The organism is Amedibacterium intestinale (assembly GCF_010537335.1).
GTDB classification, from domain to species: Bacteria; Bacillota_I; Bacilli_A; order Erysipelotrichales; family Erysipelotrichaceae; genus Amedibacterium; species Amedibacterium intestinale.
The window spans coordinates 2108605-2123707 of sequence record NZ_AP019711.1; the positions used below are offsets into that span (position 1 = coordinate 2108605).

The 15103-nt window shown below is 32.8% G+C and carries 14 protein-coding genes; 12 read left to right on the plus strand and 2 right to left on the minus strand.

The features are described from left to right. Positions 1–212 precede the first annotated feature (212 nt). Both A9CBEGH2_RS10455 and A9CBEGH2_RS10460 read right to left on the minus strand, forming a co-directional pair. Positions 213–1118 (minus strand): glycyl-radical enzyme activating protein, encoded by a 906-nt coding sequence (locus A9CBEGH2_RS10455; protein ID WP_164503370.1) that lies wholly within the window; start codon positions 1116–1118, stop codon positions 213–215. Positions 1119–1122: 4 nt separating this feature from the next. Next, on the minus strand, positions 1123–3549 hold the full coding sequence (locus A9CBEGH2_RS10460; protein ID WP_163104738.1) for a glycyl radical protein: 2427 nt from the start codon (positions 3547–3549) through the stop codon (positions 1123–1125). A 230-nt stretch (positions 3550–3779) separates the two neighbouring features. On the opposite strand from A9CBEGH2_RS10460, the gene A9CBEGH2_RS10465 reads away from it, so the two are divergent. From A9CBEGH2_RS10465 to A9CBEGH2_RS10520, 12 genes are all read left to right on the plus strand, one after another. Further along, positions 3780–4589, plus strand: coding sequence for a GntR family transcriptional regulator (locus A9CBEGH2_RS10465; RefSeq protein WP_115715994.1), 810 nt, complete (start codon positions 3780–3782; stop codon positions 4587–4589). Positions 4590–4649: 60 nt separating this feature from the next. Continuing rightward, positions 4650–5321: a tetratricopeptide repeat protein gene (locus A9CBEGH2_RS10470; RefSeq protein WP_118277566.1), complete on the plus strand. Its 672-nt coding sequence runs from the start codon at positions 4650–4652 to the stop codon at positions 5319–5321. 91 nt (positions 5322–5412) lie between these two features. After that, a complete protein-coding gene (gene hslO, locus A9CBEGH2_RS10475; RefSeq protein ID WP_115715992.1) occupies positions 5413–6300 on the plus strand; it encodes an Hsp33 family molecular chaperone HslO in 888 nt (295 codons plus the stop codon). Continuing rightward, positions 6290–7279, plus strand: coding sequence for a tRNA dihydrouridine synthase DusB (dusB, locus tag A9CBEGH2_RS10480; protein WP_118362092.1), 990 nt, complete (start codon positions 6290–6292; stop codon positions 7277–7279). The genes hslO and dusB overlap by 11 nt, the downstream gene beginning before the upstream one ends. A gap of 267 nt (positions 7280–7546) precedes the next feature. Continuing rightward, entirely contained in the window at positions 7547–8446 is a 900-nt protein-coding gene (locus A9CBEGH2_RS10485) for an ROK family protein (protein WP_163052296.1), read from the plus strand. Positions 8447–8461: 15 nt separating this feature from the next. Continuing rightward, a complete protein-coding gene (locus A9CBEGH2_RS10490; protein ID WP_163104741.1) occupies positions 8462–10429 on the plus strand; it encodes a BglG family transcription antiterminator in 1968 nt (655 codons plus the stop codon). A gap of 14 nt (positions 10430–10443) precedes the next feature. Further along, the gene (locus A9CBEGH2_RS10495) at positions 10444–10893 is read left to right on the plus strand and encodes a PTS sugar transporter subunit IIA (protein WP_118277522.1); all 450 of its coding nucleotides are present in this window, start codon (positions 10444–10446) and stop codon (positions 10891–10893) included. A gap of 136 nt (positions 10894–11029) precedes the next feature. Next, entirely contained in the window at positions 11030–11341 is a 312-nt protein-coding gene (locus A9CBEGH2_RS10500) for a PTS fructose transporter subunit IIB (protein ID WP_118277521.1), read from the plus strand. A gap of 17 nt (positions 11342–11358) precedes the next feature. After that, positions 11359–12450 (plus strand): PTS fructose transporter subunit IIC, encoded by a 1092-nt coding sequence (locus A9CBEGH2_RS10505; protein WP_118277520.1) that lies wholly within the window; start codon positions 11359–11361, stop codon positions 12448–12450. Positions 12451–12477: 27 nt separating this feature from the next. After that, the gene (locus A9CBEGH2_RS10510; protein WP_118277519.1) at positions 12478–13329 is read left to right on the plus strand and encodes a class II fructose-bisphosphate aldolase; all 852 of its coding nucleotides are present in this window, start codon (positions 12478–12480) and stop codon (positions 13327–13329) included. Positions 13330–13348: 19 nt separating this feature from the next. Next, the gene (locus A9CBEGH2_RS10515; RefSeq protein ID WP_118277518.1) at positions 13349–14215 is read left to right on the plus strand and encodes a ketose-bisphosphate aldolase; all 867 of its coding nucleotides are present in this window, start codon (positions 13349–13351) and stop codon (positions 14213–14215) included. 71 nt (positions 14216–14286) lie between these two features. After that, complete coding sequence (locus tag A9CBEGH2_RS10520) at positions 14287–15027, plus strand: sugar isomerase domain-containing protein (protein WP_115715990.1); 741 nt, start codon at positions 14287–14289, stop codon at positions 15025–15027. Positions 15028–15103 lie beyond the last annotated feature (76 nt).

Genomic DNA, 15103 nt, shown 5'->3' on the forward strand with positions numbered 1-15103 from the left:
AGGTTCATTTTTTATATGGAAATCTTCTTTGAAAGAATGAAGGATAAGATGTTTTATGAATATGTATTTGATTAATTGAATACTTTGTATATAGTGAAAATTTATAATAAAATAAAAGGATCAATCCTGTACAATACAGAAATTAATCCTTATTAATTAAAACAATTTTATATTAGTGACAGCTATATTGGAGGATGCTTATTATATTACAGCTAATTTTCAATATAAATTTCTATCTTCTCTTCTTTTGCAATTTTCTTTATTGAGGAAAGTAAACGTTTCGAACATATTGTGTTTGGATGGATGGAATAATTTTGACCTAATTGTTCATACTTAGATGCACCTAGATTATGGTATTTTAAAACATCAACACGTTTTACAAAACTACCTAGAGAACGAATAAATTGAAGACGTTTCCTGATATCAGTTAAATCATCATTCCATCCAGGAACAATAACTAAACGTATCCAGATATCTTTTTTCATGTTGGAAATATTTTTAATATTATTTAAAATTAATTTGTTATCTCTTTGGGTACATTCTTTGTGAATTACAGAATCAAAAGCCTTTATATCAAATAAAACTAAATCAATTTCTTCAATAATATTTTTTAAAGTTGACCATTCTATACATCCTGCAGTATCTAACGCAACATGGATATTGTTTTGATGCAGGAGTTTTGCACATTCTATTATAAAATCTGGCTGTAAGGCTGGTTCTCCACCTGAAAAAGTTACTCCACCCATAGATTCATCATAAAAATCTTTATCTCTAAGTAGCTTGTCTGTCAATGTTTGCGGGTCTATAAAAGTTCCTTTAATTTCATATGCATCTTTAGGACAAATATCAGCCACTTCATTCCAATCAAAACTTTGACTTCTATCAATTAAACATCCTTGATTTGCGAAAGTGATAGCATGTGAGGCGATATTTACACAAGATCCACAATGTATACATCTTTGTTTATAGTGAAAGAAGTTTCTTTTTCCTGAGATTAATTCAGGATTTGCACACCACGCACATTTTAAATTACAGCCGGAACAAAACACAGTTGTACGAATACCTGGTCCGTCTTTTGTAGAATAAAATTGTAAATTTGAAATAAATCCTTTTTTCATATTCTTAATTCCATTTGTTTTCCGTTCTGGCAATAATGGCTTCCTGTGCTTCAGGCATTAAGGAAATAAATTGTGCGCAATATCCGGCTACTCGTACAATCAAATCTCGATAATTCTCAGGATCTTGTTGTGCTTTACGTAAAGTTTCGCTAGATAATACATTGAACTGGTTGTGATAAATACCTTTTTTTATACTTGCCTTTAAGAAAAAGACAAACTTATTCAGGTTTTCTTCACCAGACAAAGCACCTGAAGAAAATCTCATATTCAATAACTGTCCGGCTGCTACTTTGGTATTTGGAAGTTTTGAAACAGAATTAATTACAGCGGTAGGTCCATTTATGTCAGTTCCCTGTGTTGGGGAACATCCTTCGTTAAGAGGTGAACCGGCATAGCGGCCATCTGGAGTTGCCAGGACATCAAAACCATTTGGTACATTGGAGGTAATATTGCTGGTAGACATTGTATAACAGGAAATTTCTGGTCCTTTGCCAGTCCGCAATGTTTTGTATTGAGGAAGCAGTTCTAAATAAGAATCAAATACATCTTTTACAATGAAATCAACATAATCTTCATCATTGCCAAATTTTGGTACACGCATAATAAGTTTTCTAATTTGTAAAGCTTCTGGTGTTTCCCAATTGGCAGCCAAAGCATCCATCAATTGTTTCCATGTGATGCGTTTATCTTCAAAAATAAGTTTTTTAATTGCTGCCAAGCTATTTCCTACAACACTTGGACCAATGTTAGATTGTGAAATTACATCATATTTACAGCCTCCTTCTTTTAATGTTTTACCAAGTTTCATACAGTTGTCGATTAAGCAGGAAGCAAAAGGATCTGCATCATATACCGTTAAAGAAGCGTCACAAATTTCATCGGATAAAACTGCCATATCAGAATAAAATTTTAAAGCTTTTTTCCAGGCATTCCATAACTCTTCATAGTTTTGATAATCCTTGTTTCCTAAATCAAGTAGTTTAATTCCTGTTTTTGGATCACGTCCATGATACAAGACAATTTCTAAGACTTTTCCCCAGTTAACATACGTCATTCCCGTTGCACGATGTCCATATTTTCCGGGAACCCCTGTTTCTACACATCCAATAGGGCAATAGTCAAAAGCATCCTCTTTTGGAATTTTTAAGTCCAGCAGACCTTGTATTGCTACCTCATCGTTAAACATAGAAGGCATTCCGCATCCTGTTCGAATAAGTTTTGCGGCTAAACGAATTAAGGAATCTGGTGTTTTCTTGTTATACCGCATAGAAAAATTTGGTTCTGCCATAGATGTTAAGTGCATTGCCTCAATACATAAATAAGAAAGTTCATTTGTACCATCACTTCCATCTGGTTTGTATCCGCCGACTACAAGATTAGAATACAAAGGATATCCCTGAGAAAACTTTGTATGACCATAAGGGCGAACTTTATTATTAGAACTATTCATTAAAAACATATGCACGATGATTTCTAATGCTTTTTCTTTAGAAATTTTATGGCGGGAGATATCATTTTGATAAAACTCCAGCATATACTGATCAAAGCGTCCATAACAAAAAGAGTGTCCGTTGGATTCAATCATCTGTAAGATATGAACCATATAAACAGCTTCACAGGCTTCCCAGAAAGTGGAAACAGGTTGTTCCATTAATGAAGAAGCCATAGTAGACATTTTTTTTAGTTCATCCTTTCGCTTTAAATCTTTTTCTTTGATAGATTCTTGTTTTAAAATCAACGCATATCTTTTAAAGAAGGTCAATGCACCTTCTAAAGAGATTATAACAGAGGTATAAAAATCAATTTGCTGAGAAGAAAGATTTTTTAGTTTCAGATTTGTTTTAGCTTTATTGATAATATAACGAAAGCCATTCTTTAAAAGAAAAGGATAATTTGGAACAATATGTCCATCTCCTGACATAGAGATACCGCCTAAATGAAGGACTCCCTGTTTTGCAGCCAAACGAATTTCTTCACTTAAATTTTTCTGAACTTCATCTTCGTGGGTATGTCCATGCCAATAATTTGCAATAGAATAAAGATCGTCTTTTACTTTTTGAGAACATTGAAACACATCGCCGGTTCTGGAATCGAAAGCAGTTGCGCCATTCGTTCCATCTAACTCCTCAATGATCCAATCAATCGAGTATTCAGGAAATACAGGTGCTGCAAAGTTAACACTTGCCTGATTGCCAAAAAGTAAGCTGTCTTTTTCGATATAGATAGACATATTCTGTAAAGTATGTGCAAAAGCTTTTGCTTTTCTAAGAATATAAGGAAGTCCCTCTGTTTGTTTAAAGCTTTCTGTATAAAATATGGCACGTTCACTGCATATGCTTGCGACACGATTCGCCATTCTTTTTTGTAAGCGTTCGATACGTTTTAGATCAATATCCTCGTTTTGAGGTGTAAATTCTAGAAAATCTTTCATTATATTCATCCCCTTTTTATTTGTAATAAAAGCGCAAAGTAAAATTGAGAAATACATATATATATAGTTTTTTTCTTTCTCTTTGTTAAGAAAATAATATCATAAATGTATGGTACAAACAATACAATTAATGTGCATTTTATATAATTTATAACAGCATTCAGGAATCCCTTTTAATTGAATTCAATAGATACAGATGATACAATTAGAACGAAAAGTGAGGGTCATATATGGATATAGATTACTTTAAAGAAACATTTCACTTGGATATCGATAGTACAAAACCGCTTTATCAGCAGTTATATGATTACTTCAAAAGAATTATATTAACTGGTATCTTAAAAGAAGGAGATCAGATGCTTCCAGAAATTGTTATATGCGATACTTTACATGTAAGTCGCTCAACAGTTCGAAAAACAATGGATATGCTTATTGAAGATGGACTTTTAATACGTAGAAGAGGAAAAGGATCACATGTAACAAATCCTAAATTAAAAAGAAATATCAATTATTTATACAATTTTTCTGAGAATATGTTAAGTGTGGGGGCGAAACCTTCTTCTATTGTTTTGGAATGTAAAGTTTTAAAAGAAATTCCAGAAAATATAAAAGAATGTATGAAACTTCCTAAAAATAATGAAAGTGTATTTTTTTTGAAGCGTATAAGATGTGCTGATAAAGAAGCAGTGCTTTATGAAAATACATATATCCCTTATCATTTATGTCCGGGAATTGAACAAAAGGATTTTTCTAAATTTTCTCTTTATACAATATTAGAGGAAGACTATTTCTTAACGCCATATCATGCTACAGAGAGTATAGAGGCAGTATTTTTAAGTGCAGAGGATAAGAAGTTATTAAACTGTGATTATGATGTTCCAGGATTTAAAATTTCCAGAACTACCTGCAGTGAAGATGGAAATATATTTGAATATACAACGTCTATTACAAGGGCAGATAAATGTGTATTTATGATGGAACTGTATAAAACAGCTTCTACTTCCTCGGCTGTACAGGTAAAAAGAAGTTTATCTATTTAAAGAAACGGTATAATTTAGTATATTATAATTAACGATATATTTTTTAAAGAGAGGAGAAATATGAAAAAATTATGGGATTTATTTGATAAAGCAAGTGATAAATGTTATAAGGAAATAATGCAGGGGAAATTAGATGATAAGGTATGGAAAGAAACATACGAACTTTTATTAGAGATTATTGAAAAAGAAGCTTCGAAACATCAAAAAGGGTCATGGGAATTTTATATGCTTGATGATGAAACAGATTATGAACATGATGTTGAAGGCTGGCTGGAAGATTATTTAGATAATCTGGAAGAGGAAGAAAAGCATGCAGAAATACTGCAGATTTGTGAAAAAATTCTAGAAATGTTTGACTGGAAAGAAGTGTCTTCTTCTGACTTCAAGATACGTATCGTATTCTCATTAATTGCTCAGAAAAAAGGAGAAGAAGCACTTGCTTTTTCCAAGAAATGGTATGATGAGGATAAAGATGATCAAAATGCTGTACAGGCATATATACGTTCTAAAATAGAAATGAAAGATATGGATGGCGCAAAAGAAATTCTTAATAAATATATAGATGAGAATACGGAATGCTGTGAAGAAAATGAATTGATCTTTCAAGTAGCTTTGCTTGTGTTTAAGTTAGAAAAAAATAAAACTATGCAAAGACTTATAGAAAAAAAGATTCATGACTATGAAGAAAAAATAGACAATGAACTTTTAGAATTGGATGATTTCTTGTTTTAATGAAAATTGGTGAACGGGAAGAAGAAATGGTTTCTTCTTCTTTTTTATATATGATTATGATATACTACATGTGCTTGTAAGGAGTGAGATTATGAAAGATTATTTAGTAAAAGCCCTGGCTTGTGAAGAAAGGGTAAGAATTTATATATGTAATTCAACAGCATTGGTTGAAAATGCTCGTAAACGTTTTGATTTATGGCCAACAAGTGCGGCTGCCTTAGGTAGAACATTAAGTGTGGCATCTTTAATGGGAAGCATGTTGAAAAGTGATAAGGAACAGCTTACGATTCGCATCAATGGAGGAGGCCCAATTGGTACGGTTTTGGTAGATGCCTACAGTGATGGACATGTACGAGGTTTTGTATCAGATCCTCATATTATGTTACAGTATAACGATACTGGAAAACTGGCAGTAGGAACTGCAGTTGGTAAAGAAGGGTATCTGGAAGTAATTAAAGACTTGAATATGAAAGAAAACTGGAGTGGAACTGTTGCGCTGCAAAGTGGTGAAATCGGAGATGATTTTGCATACTACTTTACAGTAAGTGAGCAGACACCATCTGCAGTATCTGTAGGTGTATTGGTGGATACTGATAATTCTATTTTATCTGCGGGGGCATTGATTATTCAAATGATGCCAGATGCAACAGAAGAAGACATTGTAAAAGTAGAGGGAATTGTCGCAAATATGAAACATATCTCTACTTTGTTAAGAGAACATGATAGTCTGGAAGCTATTTTAGAAGGTATGTTCGATGATGTAAAAGTGCTGGCGACACAGGACATTGAATTTCGCTGCCATTGTGATCGAGCAACCATGAAACGTGTTCTAACAACACTTTCTAAAGAAGAACGTCAGAAAATGATTGAAGAAGATCATGGATGTGAAATTACCTGCAATTTCTGTGGAGAAAAATATCAGTTTAGTGAAGAAGAATTAAAAGATTTGGAAAGGTTTATAGAACAATATGCCAAATAAAAGCTGGAAAATCAGAGATATCGTTATTGATAATCAGGTAGTCATTGCCCCTATGGCCGGTATCAGTAATCCTGCTTTTCGTGTTATCTGCAAGCAGTTTGGAGCTGGACTTATTTATACAGAAATGGTAAGTGATAAGGCATTATATTATGACAATGAAAAAACAATTGGCATGACAAATGTGGAAAAAGAAGAACATCCGTTAACTATGCAGATTTTTGGACATGACATCGAAACAATGGTATATGCAGCAAAACTTCTTGATGAAAAAACGGACTGTGATATTATTGATATCAATATGGGATGCCCAGTTAATAAAATAATCAAATCAAATGCAGGAAGTGCGTTGATGAAAGATGTAGATCATGCGGTGAATCTTGCGAAGGCAGTTGTAGAAGCAGTAAAAAAACCGGTAACAGTAAAAATGCGCATTGGCTGGGATATGGATCAGATATGCTGTGTAGAACTTGCGAAACGATTGGAAGAAGTTGGTGTATGTGCGATTGCAGTACATGGAAGAACAAGAAAGCAAATGTATGAAGGAAAGGCAGACTGGTCTTACATCAAGCAGGTAAAAGAAGCAGTATCAATTCCTGTTATTGGTAATGGTGATATTCGAAGCAAAGAAGATGCTTTGCGTATGCTGGAAGAAACAGGATGCGATGCGGTGATGATTGGACGTGGTGTTTTGGGTGATCCATGGCTAATCAAAGAAGTCGCAGCATATCTGGAAACAGGAGAAGAACTTCCATCACCAAGCATTGAGGAAAAATTTTCAATGGCGAAACTGCATGCGCAAAGATTATGCGATTTAAAAGGCGAACATGTGGGAATGCGTGAGATGAGAGGGCATGCTGCATGGTATGTAAAAGGACTTCCTGGAAGTCATAAGTTGAAAGATGCTTTGACCAAAATGGAAACTTATGAAGAAATGCTGCAGATTTTAGCTGCGTATGAAGAATATCATAAGAATTCTTAAACTAATTTATATTATAAATAATTGATATTAAAACATCGTTTTGTTTGTGATACGATGTTTTTTTTTATTAAAAAATATATATTTATTGTAATAAGTTATGTTTTAAAACAAAGTTTGATATAATTTAATCTATATCAGATAAGTTATATTCAAAATTACTTTAGTTTCTTTTTTTTTATTGTTAAAAAGTACCGTATTTATTTGACCATACTTTTCATTTTTCTTTAACTACTCTATGATATTCTTTTGATGTGGAGGTAAAGATATATGAAATATGCAGTAGGGATTGATATAGGAGGTACAAATACTAGAGTTGCCTTAATTAATGAAAGTTATGAAATTATAGAAAGAATACAATTCTTGACAGATGTGGATGATCCAGATAAGACAATGGACAAAATAGTAGAAACGATTAGTTCATTTAAACTAGACATCGTAGGAGTAGGAATGTCTTGTCCAGGACCATTAGATCTTATCAAAGGAAAAATTCTTACTACACCAAATTTACATGGGAAATGGCATGATTGTGAAATAAGTAAAAAGTTAGAAGAAAAAATACATATTCCTGTATATTTGGAAAATGATGCAAATTTAGCAGCACTTGCAGAAAGTGTCATTGGGGAAGGAAAAGCGTATGACTATGTTCAGTATTTAACAGTATCAACAGGATTAGGTGCAGGTCTTGTTATTAATAAAAAAATTTTTATTGGTGCTCATGGCTTTGCAAATGAAGTTGCTAATTGTTGTATGAAACATGAAGGTCCAAGTCATGGGATGATTTATCCAGGTGGAATTGAAGCTATATCCAGTGGAACAGGAATCATTGAGCAGGCTAAAAAACGAGGATTGAAAGTAGAACATGCAGGACAGGTAAATGATTTAGCAAAAGAAGGGAACAAAGTGGCAAAAGAAATTATGCAAGATGCAAAAATCTATCTTGCAAATTTTATAGCTAATATTCAAGCCTATACAGATCCAGAGATTATTATTTTGGGAGGATCGGTTGCTTTGAAGATTGAAGGTTTTGTAGAAGAAATAGAGGCTATGGTAAAGGAAAGAGTCTATGACGTTGTAAAACCATATGTAAAGGTGCGTAAATCCACATTAAATGAAGACAGCGGATTATTAGGGGCAGCTTGTCTGGTATTTCAATCAGTCTCACATTAAAGTAGGTGGTATATAGTGAAGGTGGAAAAATCTAATTTTTATATTAGAGAAATAATAAGGTGTTTATTAGATGGGAAGATTCATTCTACAAAAGAAATAGCAGAAGAAATCAATTTATCAGAAAAAGCTACAAGAAATAAGTTAGAGCAAGTTGAATATTATCTAAAGGAACTTGAATTGGGTTCCATTGAAAAAAAGCCTCGTGTTGGGGTATGGTTAGAGACAGGAGAGGAACAGAAGAAACAACTTCAAGAGTGGATTGTTTCGAATCAAACAATTGTTGTAAAAGAAGTTAAGGATCGTCAAGATGAAATACTTCGAATACTATTTAAATTGTTACCTAGAGAAAGTGTAACTACACAAAAGCTGGCACAAGAGTTATATTTGTCAAATCCAACCGTATTAAAAGTCATAAAAGAGTGTCAAGCTTTTTTGGAGAAGTATAATATTCGAATTGTAAATGAAAGAAGTCATGGGTTCTATTTGTCGTATCACGAGAATGATTATCGAAGAGCTTTGAAAGATTTTATATGTTCTAAAAAATCAATAGAAGAAATACGAAACAACATTCAGCTTTTTTTCCATAATATTGATGTTAATTTAATTGATAAATGTATAGTGGAAACAGAAAATGAATGGAATTATAAATTTACAGATGATTCTTTCTATGAGATTTTAATATATTGTTGTTTAGCTTGTCAGAGAAAAGATTTTAGTATTCCTATTCATATTCAGCAAGAAGATATGGAAATTCTGGAGAGATATAACGAATATCCATTTACGGTTGCAATTTTTCAAAAGCTTCATGATCGCATGCATATTATGTTTTCTAATGAAGATATATTATTTCTGGCTACACAAATTATGTGTTCAAAATTCATGGGGATTGACCAGCCAAAAGAAACATGGAAAATGATTCAGATGTATGATTTAAAGCTTTTAAACTTTGTAGATGAAATGCTTAAAACGATTGGGAAAGTATTAGAGAAAGAGTTGTGTGATGATATTAAATTGAAAGAAAGTCTTGTATTTCATTTGCGTTCAACGATTTTTCGATTACGATATGGATCACCACAAAATAATTCTTTGGTAAGTTTTATAAAATCGGAATATAAAAAGGTTTTTCGCGCTACATGGTCTGTGTCAATTTTATTTGAGAAATATTATGATGTTCAAATTACAGAGGATGAAATAGGATTTATTACATTATATATTCAGTCCGCGTTAGAAAGACATACGCAACGCTATCGTGCAATCTTGATTGAAGACTTCACTCGAGGTCATGCACAACTAATTTGTGAACGTATTTCTCGTACAATACCAGAAATAAAAGAAATACAAATCATATCGAGACATGATTTTAAACTTCACGAACATAGAGATGATGCCGATATGATTATTACAAGTAGAGAATTATTAGAAAAAGACAATAGGGTCATTGTAATATCAAATTTATTAAGTGATGATGGAATGATTAAATTGCGAACATTTATGGATGAGTTGAATTTATCGTTTTATGTTCATAAAAAAACATTTAGCCCTATTTGCTATCCATTGTTTGATCCGGAACTTATCTTTTTGAATTTAGATTATACTGAAAAAAAAGATATTTTATTTTATGTTTCGAAGGCTTTAGAAAGTCATGGATATGTCATGCCTTTATTTGCACAGTCCGTATATGAAAGGGAACAGGCGACATCTACAGCGATTGGGAATTATGTTGCTTTACCACACGGAATGCAGGCATATGTCAACCAATCGCGTGTAGCTATTATTACATTAAAAAAGCCAATTAGTTGGGATAAAGAGGAAATGGTAGATGTGATTTTTCTTTTAGCTTTTAAGCTGTCAACACATGATGAAATTAAACGCGTTCAGTCTTTTTATCAAGAATTTATTTCTTTAATAGAAACAAATGAAAAAATAAGTGTTATTCGAAATGCAAGAAATGCATTGGAACTATATAAATATTTAATACAATAAAAGGAGAGAAAAATATGCAGGTATTAGATGTACTAGATGAAAGAATCATTGATTTGCATGCACATGCAGAAAATAAAGAGGAAGTATTAACGTTATTAGCTAATCGTTTAAAGGAAGCAGGCTATATAGATGATGTGGAAGGGTTTAAAAAAGATATTTATTTAAGAGAAAGCGAAGGAACAACAGGAATTGGTAATTATATTGCAATTCCTCATGGAAAAAGTGATTCAGTTACGCAAGTTGGTATTGCTATTGCAAAACTAGATCATGAAATTGAATGGGAAACTTTAGATGGAAAAGGAGTAAAACTAGTGTTTCTATTTGCTGTAAGCAATAATCATGAATATGCTAGAAATCATATGTTATTATTAGCCGATATTGCAAGAAAACTTGGAAATGATGAGGCAGTTGAAAAAATGCTCTCAGCAGAAACGATAGAAGATTTAAAAAGTGTATTTGCGTAAAAAAGTACCATATTTATTTGCCCTTGTATTTTTCAATGAGAAAAAAAGTACCATATTAAAAAGACCATAGTAGAAATTTACAGAACCTAATCTTTGATAATATTTAAGCAGATAAAAAAAGAAGGGAGAAAGCATTATGAAAATTGTTGCTGTTGCTGCATGTACATCAGGAATTGCTCATACGTACATTGCAAAAGAAAAATTAATTCGTGCTGCTGAAGCACTAGGACATGAAATTCATGTTGAAACACAGGGGACAATCGGTACAGAAGATGAATTGAAACCTGAACAGATTCAAGAGGCGGATGTTGTTATTTTGGCAGTTGATATTGCAATTACTGGAACAGAACGTTTTGAAGGCAAAAAACAAGTAAAAGTTCCTACTAGCATCGTTGTAAAAGCTCCAAAACAATTATTACAGAAAATTGAATCAGAATTAACAAAATAATATAAGGAGAAAAGAATATGAAAGGGTTAGGACAAGAATTAAAAAGACATATGCTTACGGCTATTTCTTATATGTTGCCGTTAGTAGTTGCATCAGGTTTATTAATTGCAATAGGGAATTTAATGGGAGGACAAGTAGTAACAGACTTGACTAAAATGACAGTTCCTAGTGCTCTTACTTCACTAGGAGTATTAGGTATGGGGTTATTACCATCCTTTATTTCTGGATACATCGCTTACTCAATTGCAGATCGTCCAGGTATTGCTCCCGGATTTTTAATGGGACAGATTGCATCTTTTCTAGGTGCTGGATTCTTAGGCGGTTTAATTGGTGGGTTTGTTGCAGGTTATATCGCACTGGCAATCCATAAATATGTAAAAGTTCCTAAATGGGCTGAAGCTTTAATGCCTATGATGATCATTCCAACACTTACTGCAATTGTTGGAGGGTTGTTGATGTATTTTGTATTAGGTACTCCTATTACATTAATGACAAATGGATTAACAAACTTTATTACAGGATTGGATCAGTCTTCTAAAGCAATGTATGGATTTATTATAGGAGCAATTGGATGTATTGATTATGGTGGAGCAATTTCTAAAGTTCCAAATCTAATTTGTGATGGTTTGCTACTTGAAGGAATTACTGAACCAGAAGGAATTAAAGTCCTAGCGGCTATGGTACCTCCAATTGGAATCACGTTTGCATACCTATTCTCTAAGTTAATGAAGAAACGTATTTTTACGAATCAGGAAGTAGAAAATGTTAAAGTTGCATTTCCAATGGGATTATGTATGATTTCTGAAGGTGTAATTCCTATCGCAATGAATGATTTGATTCGTACAGTAGTTTCAACATCTATTGGATGTGGAGTATGCGGTGCTATTAGCTTCTATTTTGGAAATGGGAGTCCTGTACCAAGTGGTGGTGTATTTGTTATTCCAGCAATGTCTGAACCACTTGTTGCAGTATTGGCGCTATTGATTGGTTCTTGTGTAACTGCAATTATCTTAGTCCTTTTGAAAAAACCATTAACTGAGGAACAGGCAGCAGGTATTCAGGAAGAAGTTGAAGAAGAAGTTGATTTATCTAATATTACAATAGGATAATTATAGGAATTTAGAAGGTAATAGTTTATGTATGTATCAATGAAAGGAATGCTGGAAAGAGCAAATAAAGGCAATTATGCTGTAATGGCAATAAATTGCTTTAATATAGAAACTACTCGTGCTGTAATTGAGGCGGCGCAATCTCTTCGTGCACCAATTATTATTAATATTGTACAAGAACATATGGAAAATCATTGTGATAGTGAGTTGATTGCACCAATTGTAAGATTATTAGCCCAACGTGCTAGTGTTGAAGTAGCTTTAAATTTTGATCATGGTGTAAATATTGGGTTAGTAAAAAAGGCGTTACATGATGGATATACATCTGTTATGATAGATGCAAGTCGATATGATTTAGATAACAACATCGCGATAACGAAAGAAATCGTTGATTTTGCAAAAGTTTATGGAGCTAGTGTTGAAGGTGAAATTGGCTGTATGGGTGGTACAGAAGGAAATTTCACTGATGACCAAATGAAGACCGATCCTGAACAAGCACTTCGTTTTGTAAAAGAAACAGGTGTAGACTGTTTGGCAGTTTCTTATGGTTCTTCTCATGGAAATTATCCGAAAGGATATGTGCCATCTTTTGATTTTGAACGATTAAAAGAAATAAAGAGATTGACAAATATGCCTTTAGTTCTTCATGGCGGTTCAGGATCAGGTGATGAAAATATTAGAAAATCTGTAGAGAATGGAATAAATAAAATAAATGTAGGATGCGATTTTATGAATGCAAATACAAAAGCGATAAAAACACATTTAGAGAAAAATCCAGATATTAATTATTGGGTAATGATGCATCAAGTTGAAAAAGAAAGTCAAGAAATTATTAAACATTACATTCAGTTATCTGGATCTGCAGGTAAATCAATATAAAAATAGGAGGATGAAAATTATGTTGATGAATATGAAAGATTTGTTAAAGGTAGCACAAGAAAATCAATTTGCTGTTCCTGCTTTCAATATTGGGAGCGATCAGTTATTAAAAGCAGTAATGAAAAAAGTTAATGAGTTGAAGTCACCAGTGATTTTAGAAATGAGCCCAGATGAATTTGATTTTGTTGGAAATGCACAGATTCAGGCAATGATTTATGAGGCAAGTAAAACAGATGTTCCTGTAGTAATTCATTTGGATCATGGGGATAAATATGAAACTGTAGTACGAGCAATTCAAGCTGGAATGACTTCTGTTATGATAGATGCTTCTAAGTTGCCATATGAAGAAAATGTAGCAATTACAAAAAAAGTAGTAGAAACAGCACACATGGCAAATGTAAGTGTGGAATCTGAACTAGGTACAATAGGTACTACCGGAAATTCTATTGAAGGAGGAACAGAAGGAGTTATATACACTGTCCCAAGTGAAGCAAAACAATTTATTGAAGATACAGGAATTGATACCTTTGCAGTTGCAATCGGAACAGCTCATGGTATTTATCCGAAAGATATGAAACCTGAATTGCGTATTGATATATTAAATGAAATCACAAATGAAGTTTCTATACCTCTTGTTTTACATGGTGGTTCATCTAATAAAGATGAAGAAATTGCAGCAGCAGTTAAAAATGGAATTTGCAAAATAAATATTTCTAGCGATATTAAAATTGCATTCTATAACAAATGCAGAGAAGTTCTAAATGCAAATCCTGGATATAGAGAACCATTGGAAATCTATCCAGAATGTATGGAAGAATGTGCGAAGGTAGTAGAAGAAAAATGTCGTTTGTTTAATTCATGTGATAAAGCAAAATTGTATTATTAAAAGAAGAGAATTGCTCTTCTTTTTTTAATCTATAAGGTATACAATGAAAGTAGTTACTAGGAGGTAATCTTATGATTGATAGCGTATTTGAAAAAGGCCTTTCTGTAATTAAAAAAATTCAGGAAACACAGAAGGAGGCATTAGATCGGTCCGCAGAAATGATTGCGGAATGTTTTGTATCAAATCATCATTTTTATGTAAGTGGAAGTGGACATTCTCATACAGTGGCAGAGGAATTTTATGGAAGAGCCGGAGGTTTGGCTTTTGTCATTCCAATTCTTACAACAGAGCTTACATTAACAGAACATCCTACCAAAAGTTCTTATATAGAACGTTTACCTGGCTATGCCAGCATTTTATGTGATTTATACAAGATTGGGAAAGATGATGTTGTTTTGATTGCGTCTAATTCTGGAAGAAATGCATATCCTGTAGAACTGGCACTTTGCGCAAAAGAAAAAGGCGCAAAAGTGATTGGTATTACAAGTCTTAAACATTCTCGTTCAACGCCATCCAGACATTCTAGTGGAAAACATTTAGAAGAAGTGGCAGACATTGTAATTGATAATTGCGGAGAGATTGGAGATGCCTGTTTAAAACTGGAAAATCTTGAAATGAAAATGTGTCCTACTTCTTCCATGGCCAATTCTTTTATTGTTCAGGCAATCAGTGTACAATGTGCAAAATATATCATAGATAAAGGAAAGAATCCACCTGTATTTGTAAGCTTGAACAATGAGGGAAGCGAACATGTGAATGATGAATATTTTGAAACTTACACAAGACAATATGTAAATAAAAGTAACGAATAATTTTTTGATTTAAGATTGGCAACTTAATTCCTATATATGATAAACTTATATCGTTTATTATGTAATATAGAAAGGT

Bases quoted from the DNA above. Each gene is read 5' to 3' on its own strand.
- A9CBEGH2_RS10455 (WP_164503370.1), bottom strand. From the start codon at position 1,118: ATGAAAAAAGGATTTATTTCAAATTTACAATTTTATTCTACAAAAGAC.
- A9CBEGH2_RS10460 (WP_163104738.1), bottom strand. From the start codon at position 3,549: ATGAAAGATTTTCTAGAATTTACACCTCAAAACGAGGATATTGATCTA.
- A9CBEGH2_RS10465 (WP_115715994.1), top strand. From the start codon at position 3,780: ATGGATATAGATTACTTTAAAGAAACATTTCACTTGGATATCGATAGT.
- A9CBEGH2_RS10470 (WP_118277566.1), top strand. From the start codon at position 4,650: ATGAAAAAATTATGGGATTTATTTGATAAAGCAAGTGATAAATGTTAT.
- hslO (WP_115715992.1), top strand. From the start codon at position 5,413: ATGAAAGATTATTTAGTAAAAGCCCTGGCTTGTGAAGAAAGGGTAAGA.
- dusB (WP_118362092.1), top strand. From the start codon at position 6,290: ATGCCAAATAAAAGCTGGAAAATCAGAGATATCGTTATTGATAATCAG.
- A9CBEGH2_RS10485 (WP_163052296.1), top strand. From the start codon at position 7,547: ATGAAATATGCAGTAGGGATTGATATAGGAGGTACAAATACTAGAGTT.
- A9CBEGH2_RS10495 (WP_118277522.1), top strand. From the start codon at position 10,444: ATGCAGGTATTAGATGTACTAGATGAAAGAATCATTGATTTGCATGCA.
- A9CBEGH2_RS10500 (WP_118277521.1), top strand. From the start codon at position 11,030: ATGAAAATTGTTGCTGTTGCTGCATGTACATCAGGAATTGCTCATACG.
- A9CBEGH2_RS10505 (WP_118277520.1), top strand. From the start codon at position 11,359: ATGAAAGGGTTAGGACAAGAATTAAAAAGACATATGCTTACGGCTATT.
- A9CBEGH2_RS10510 (WP_118277519.1), top strand. From the start codon at position 12,478: ATGTATGTATCAATGAAAGGAATGCTGGAAAGAGCAAATAAAGGCAAT.
- A9CBEGH2_RS10515 (WP_118277518.1), top strand. From the start codon at position 13,349: ATGTTGATGAATATGAAAGATTTGTTAAAGGTAGCACAAGAAAATCAA.
- A9CBEGH2_RS10520 (WP_115715990.1), top strand. From the start codon at position 14,287: ATGATTGATAGCGTATTTGAAAAAGGCCTTTCTGTAATTAAAAAAATT.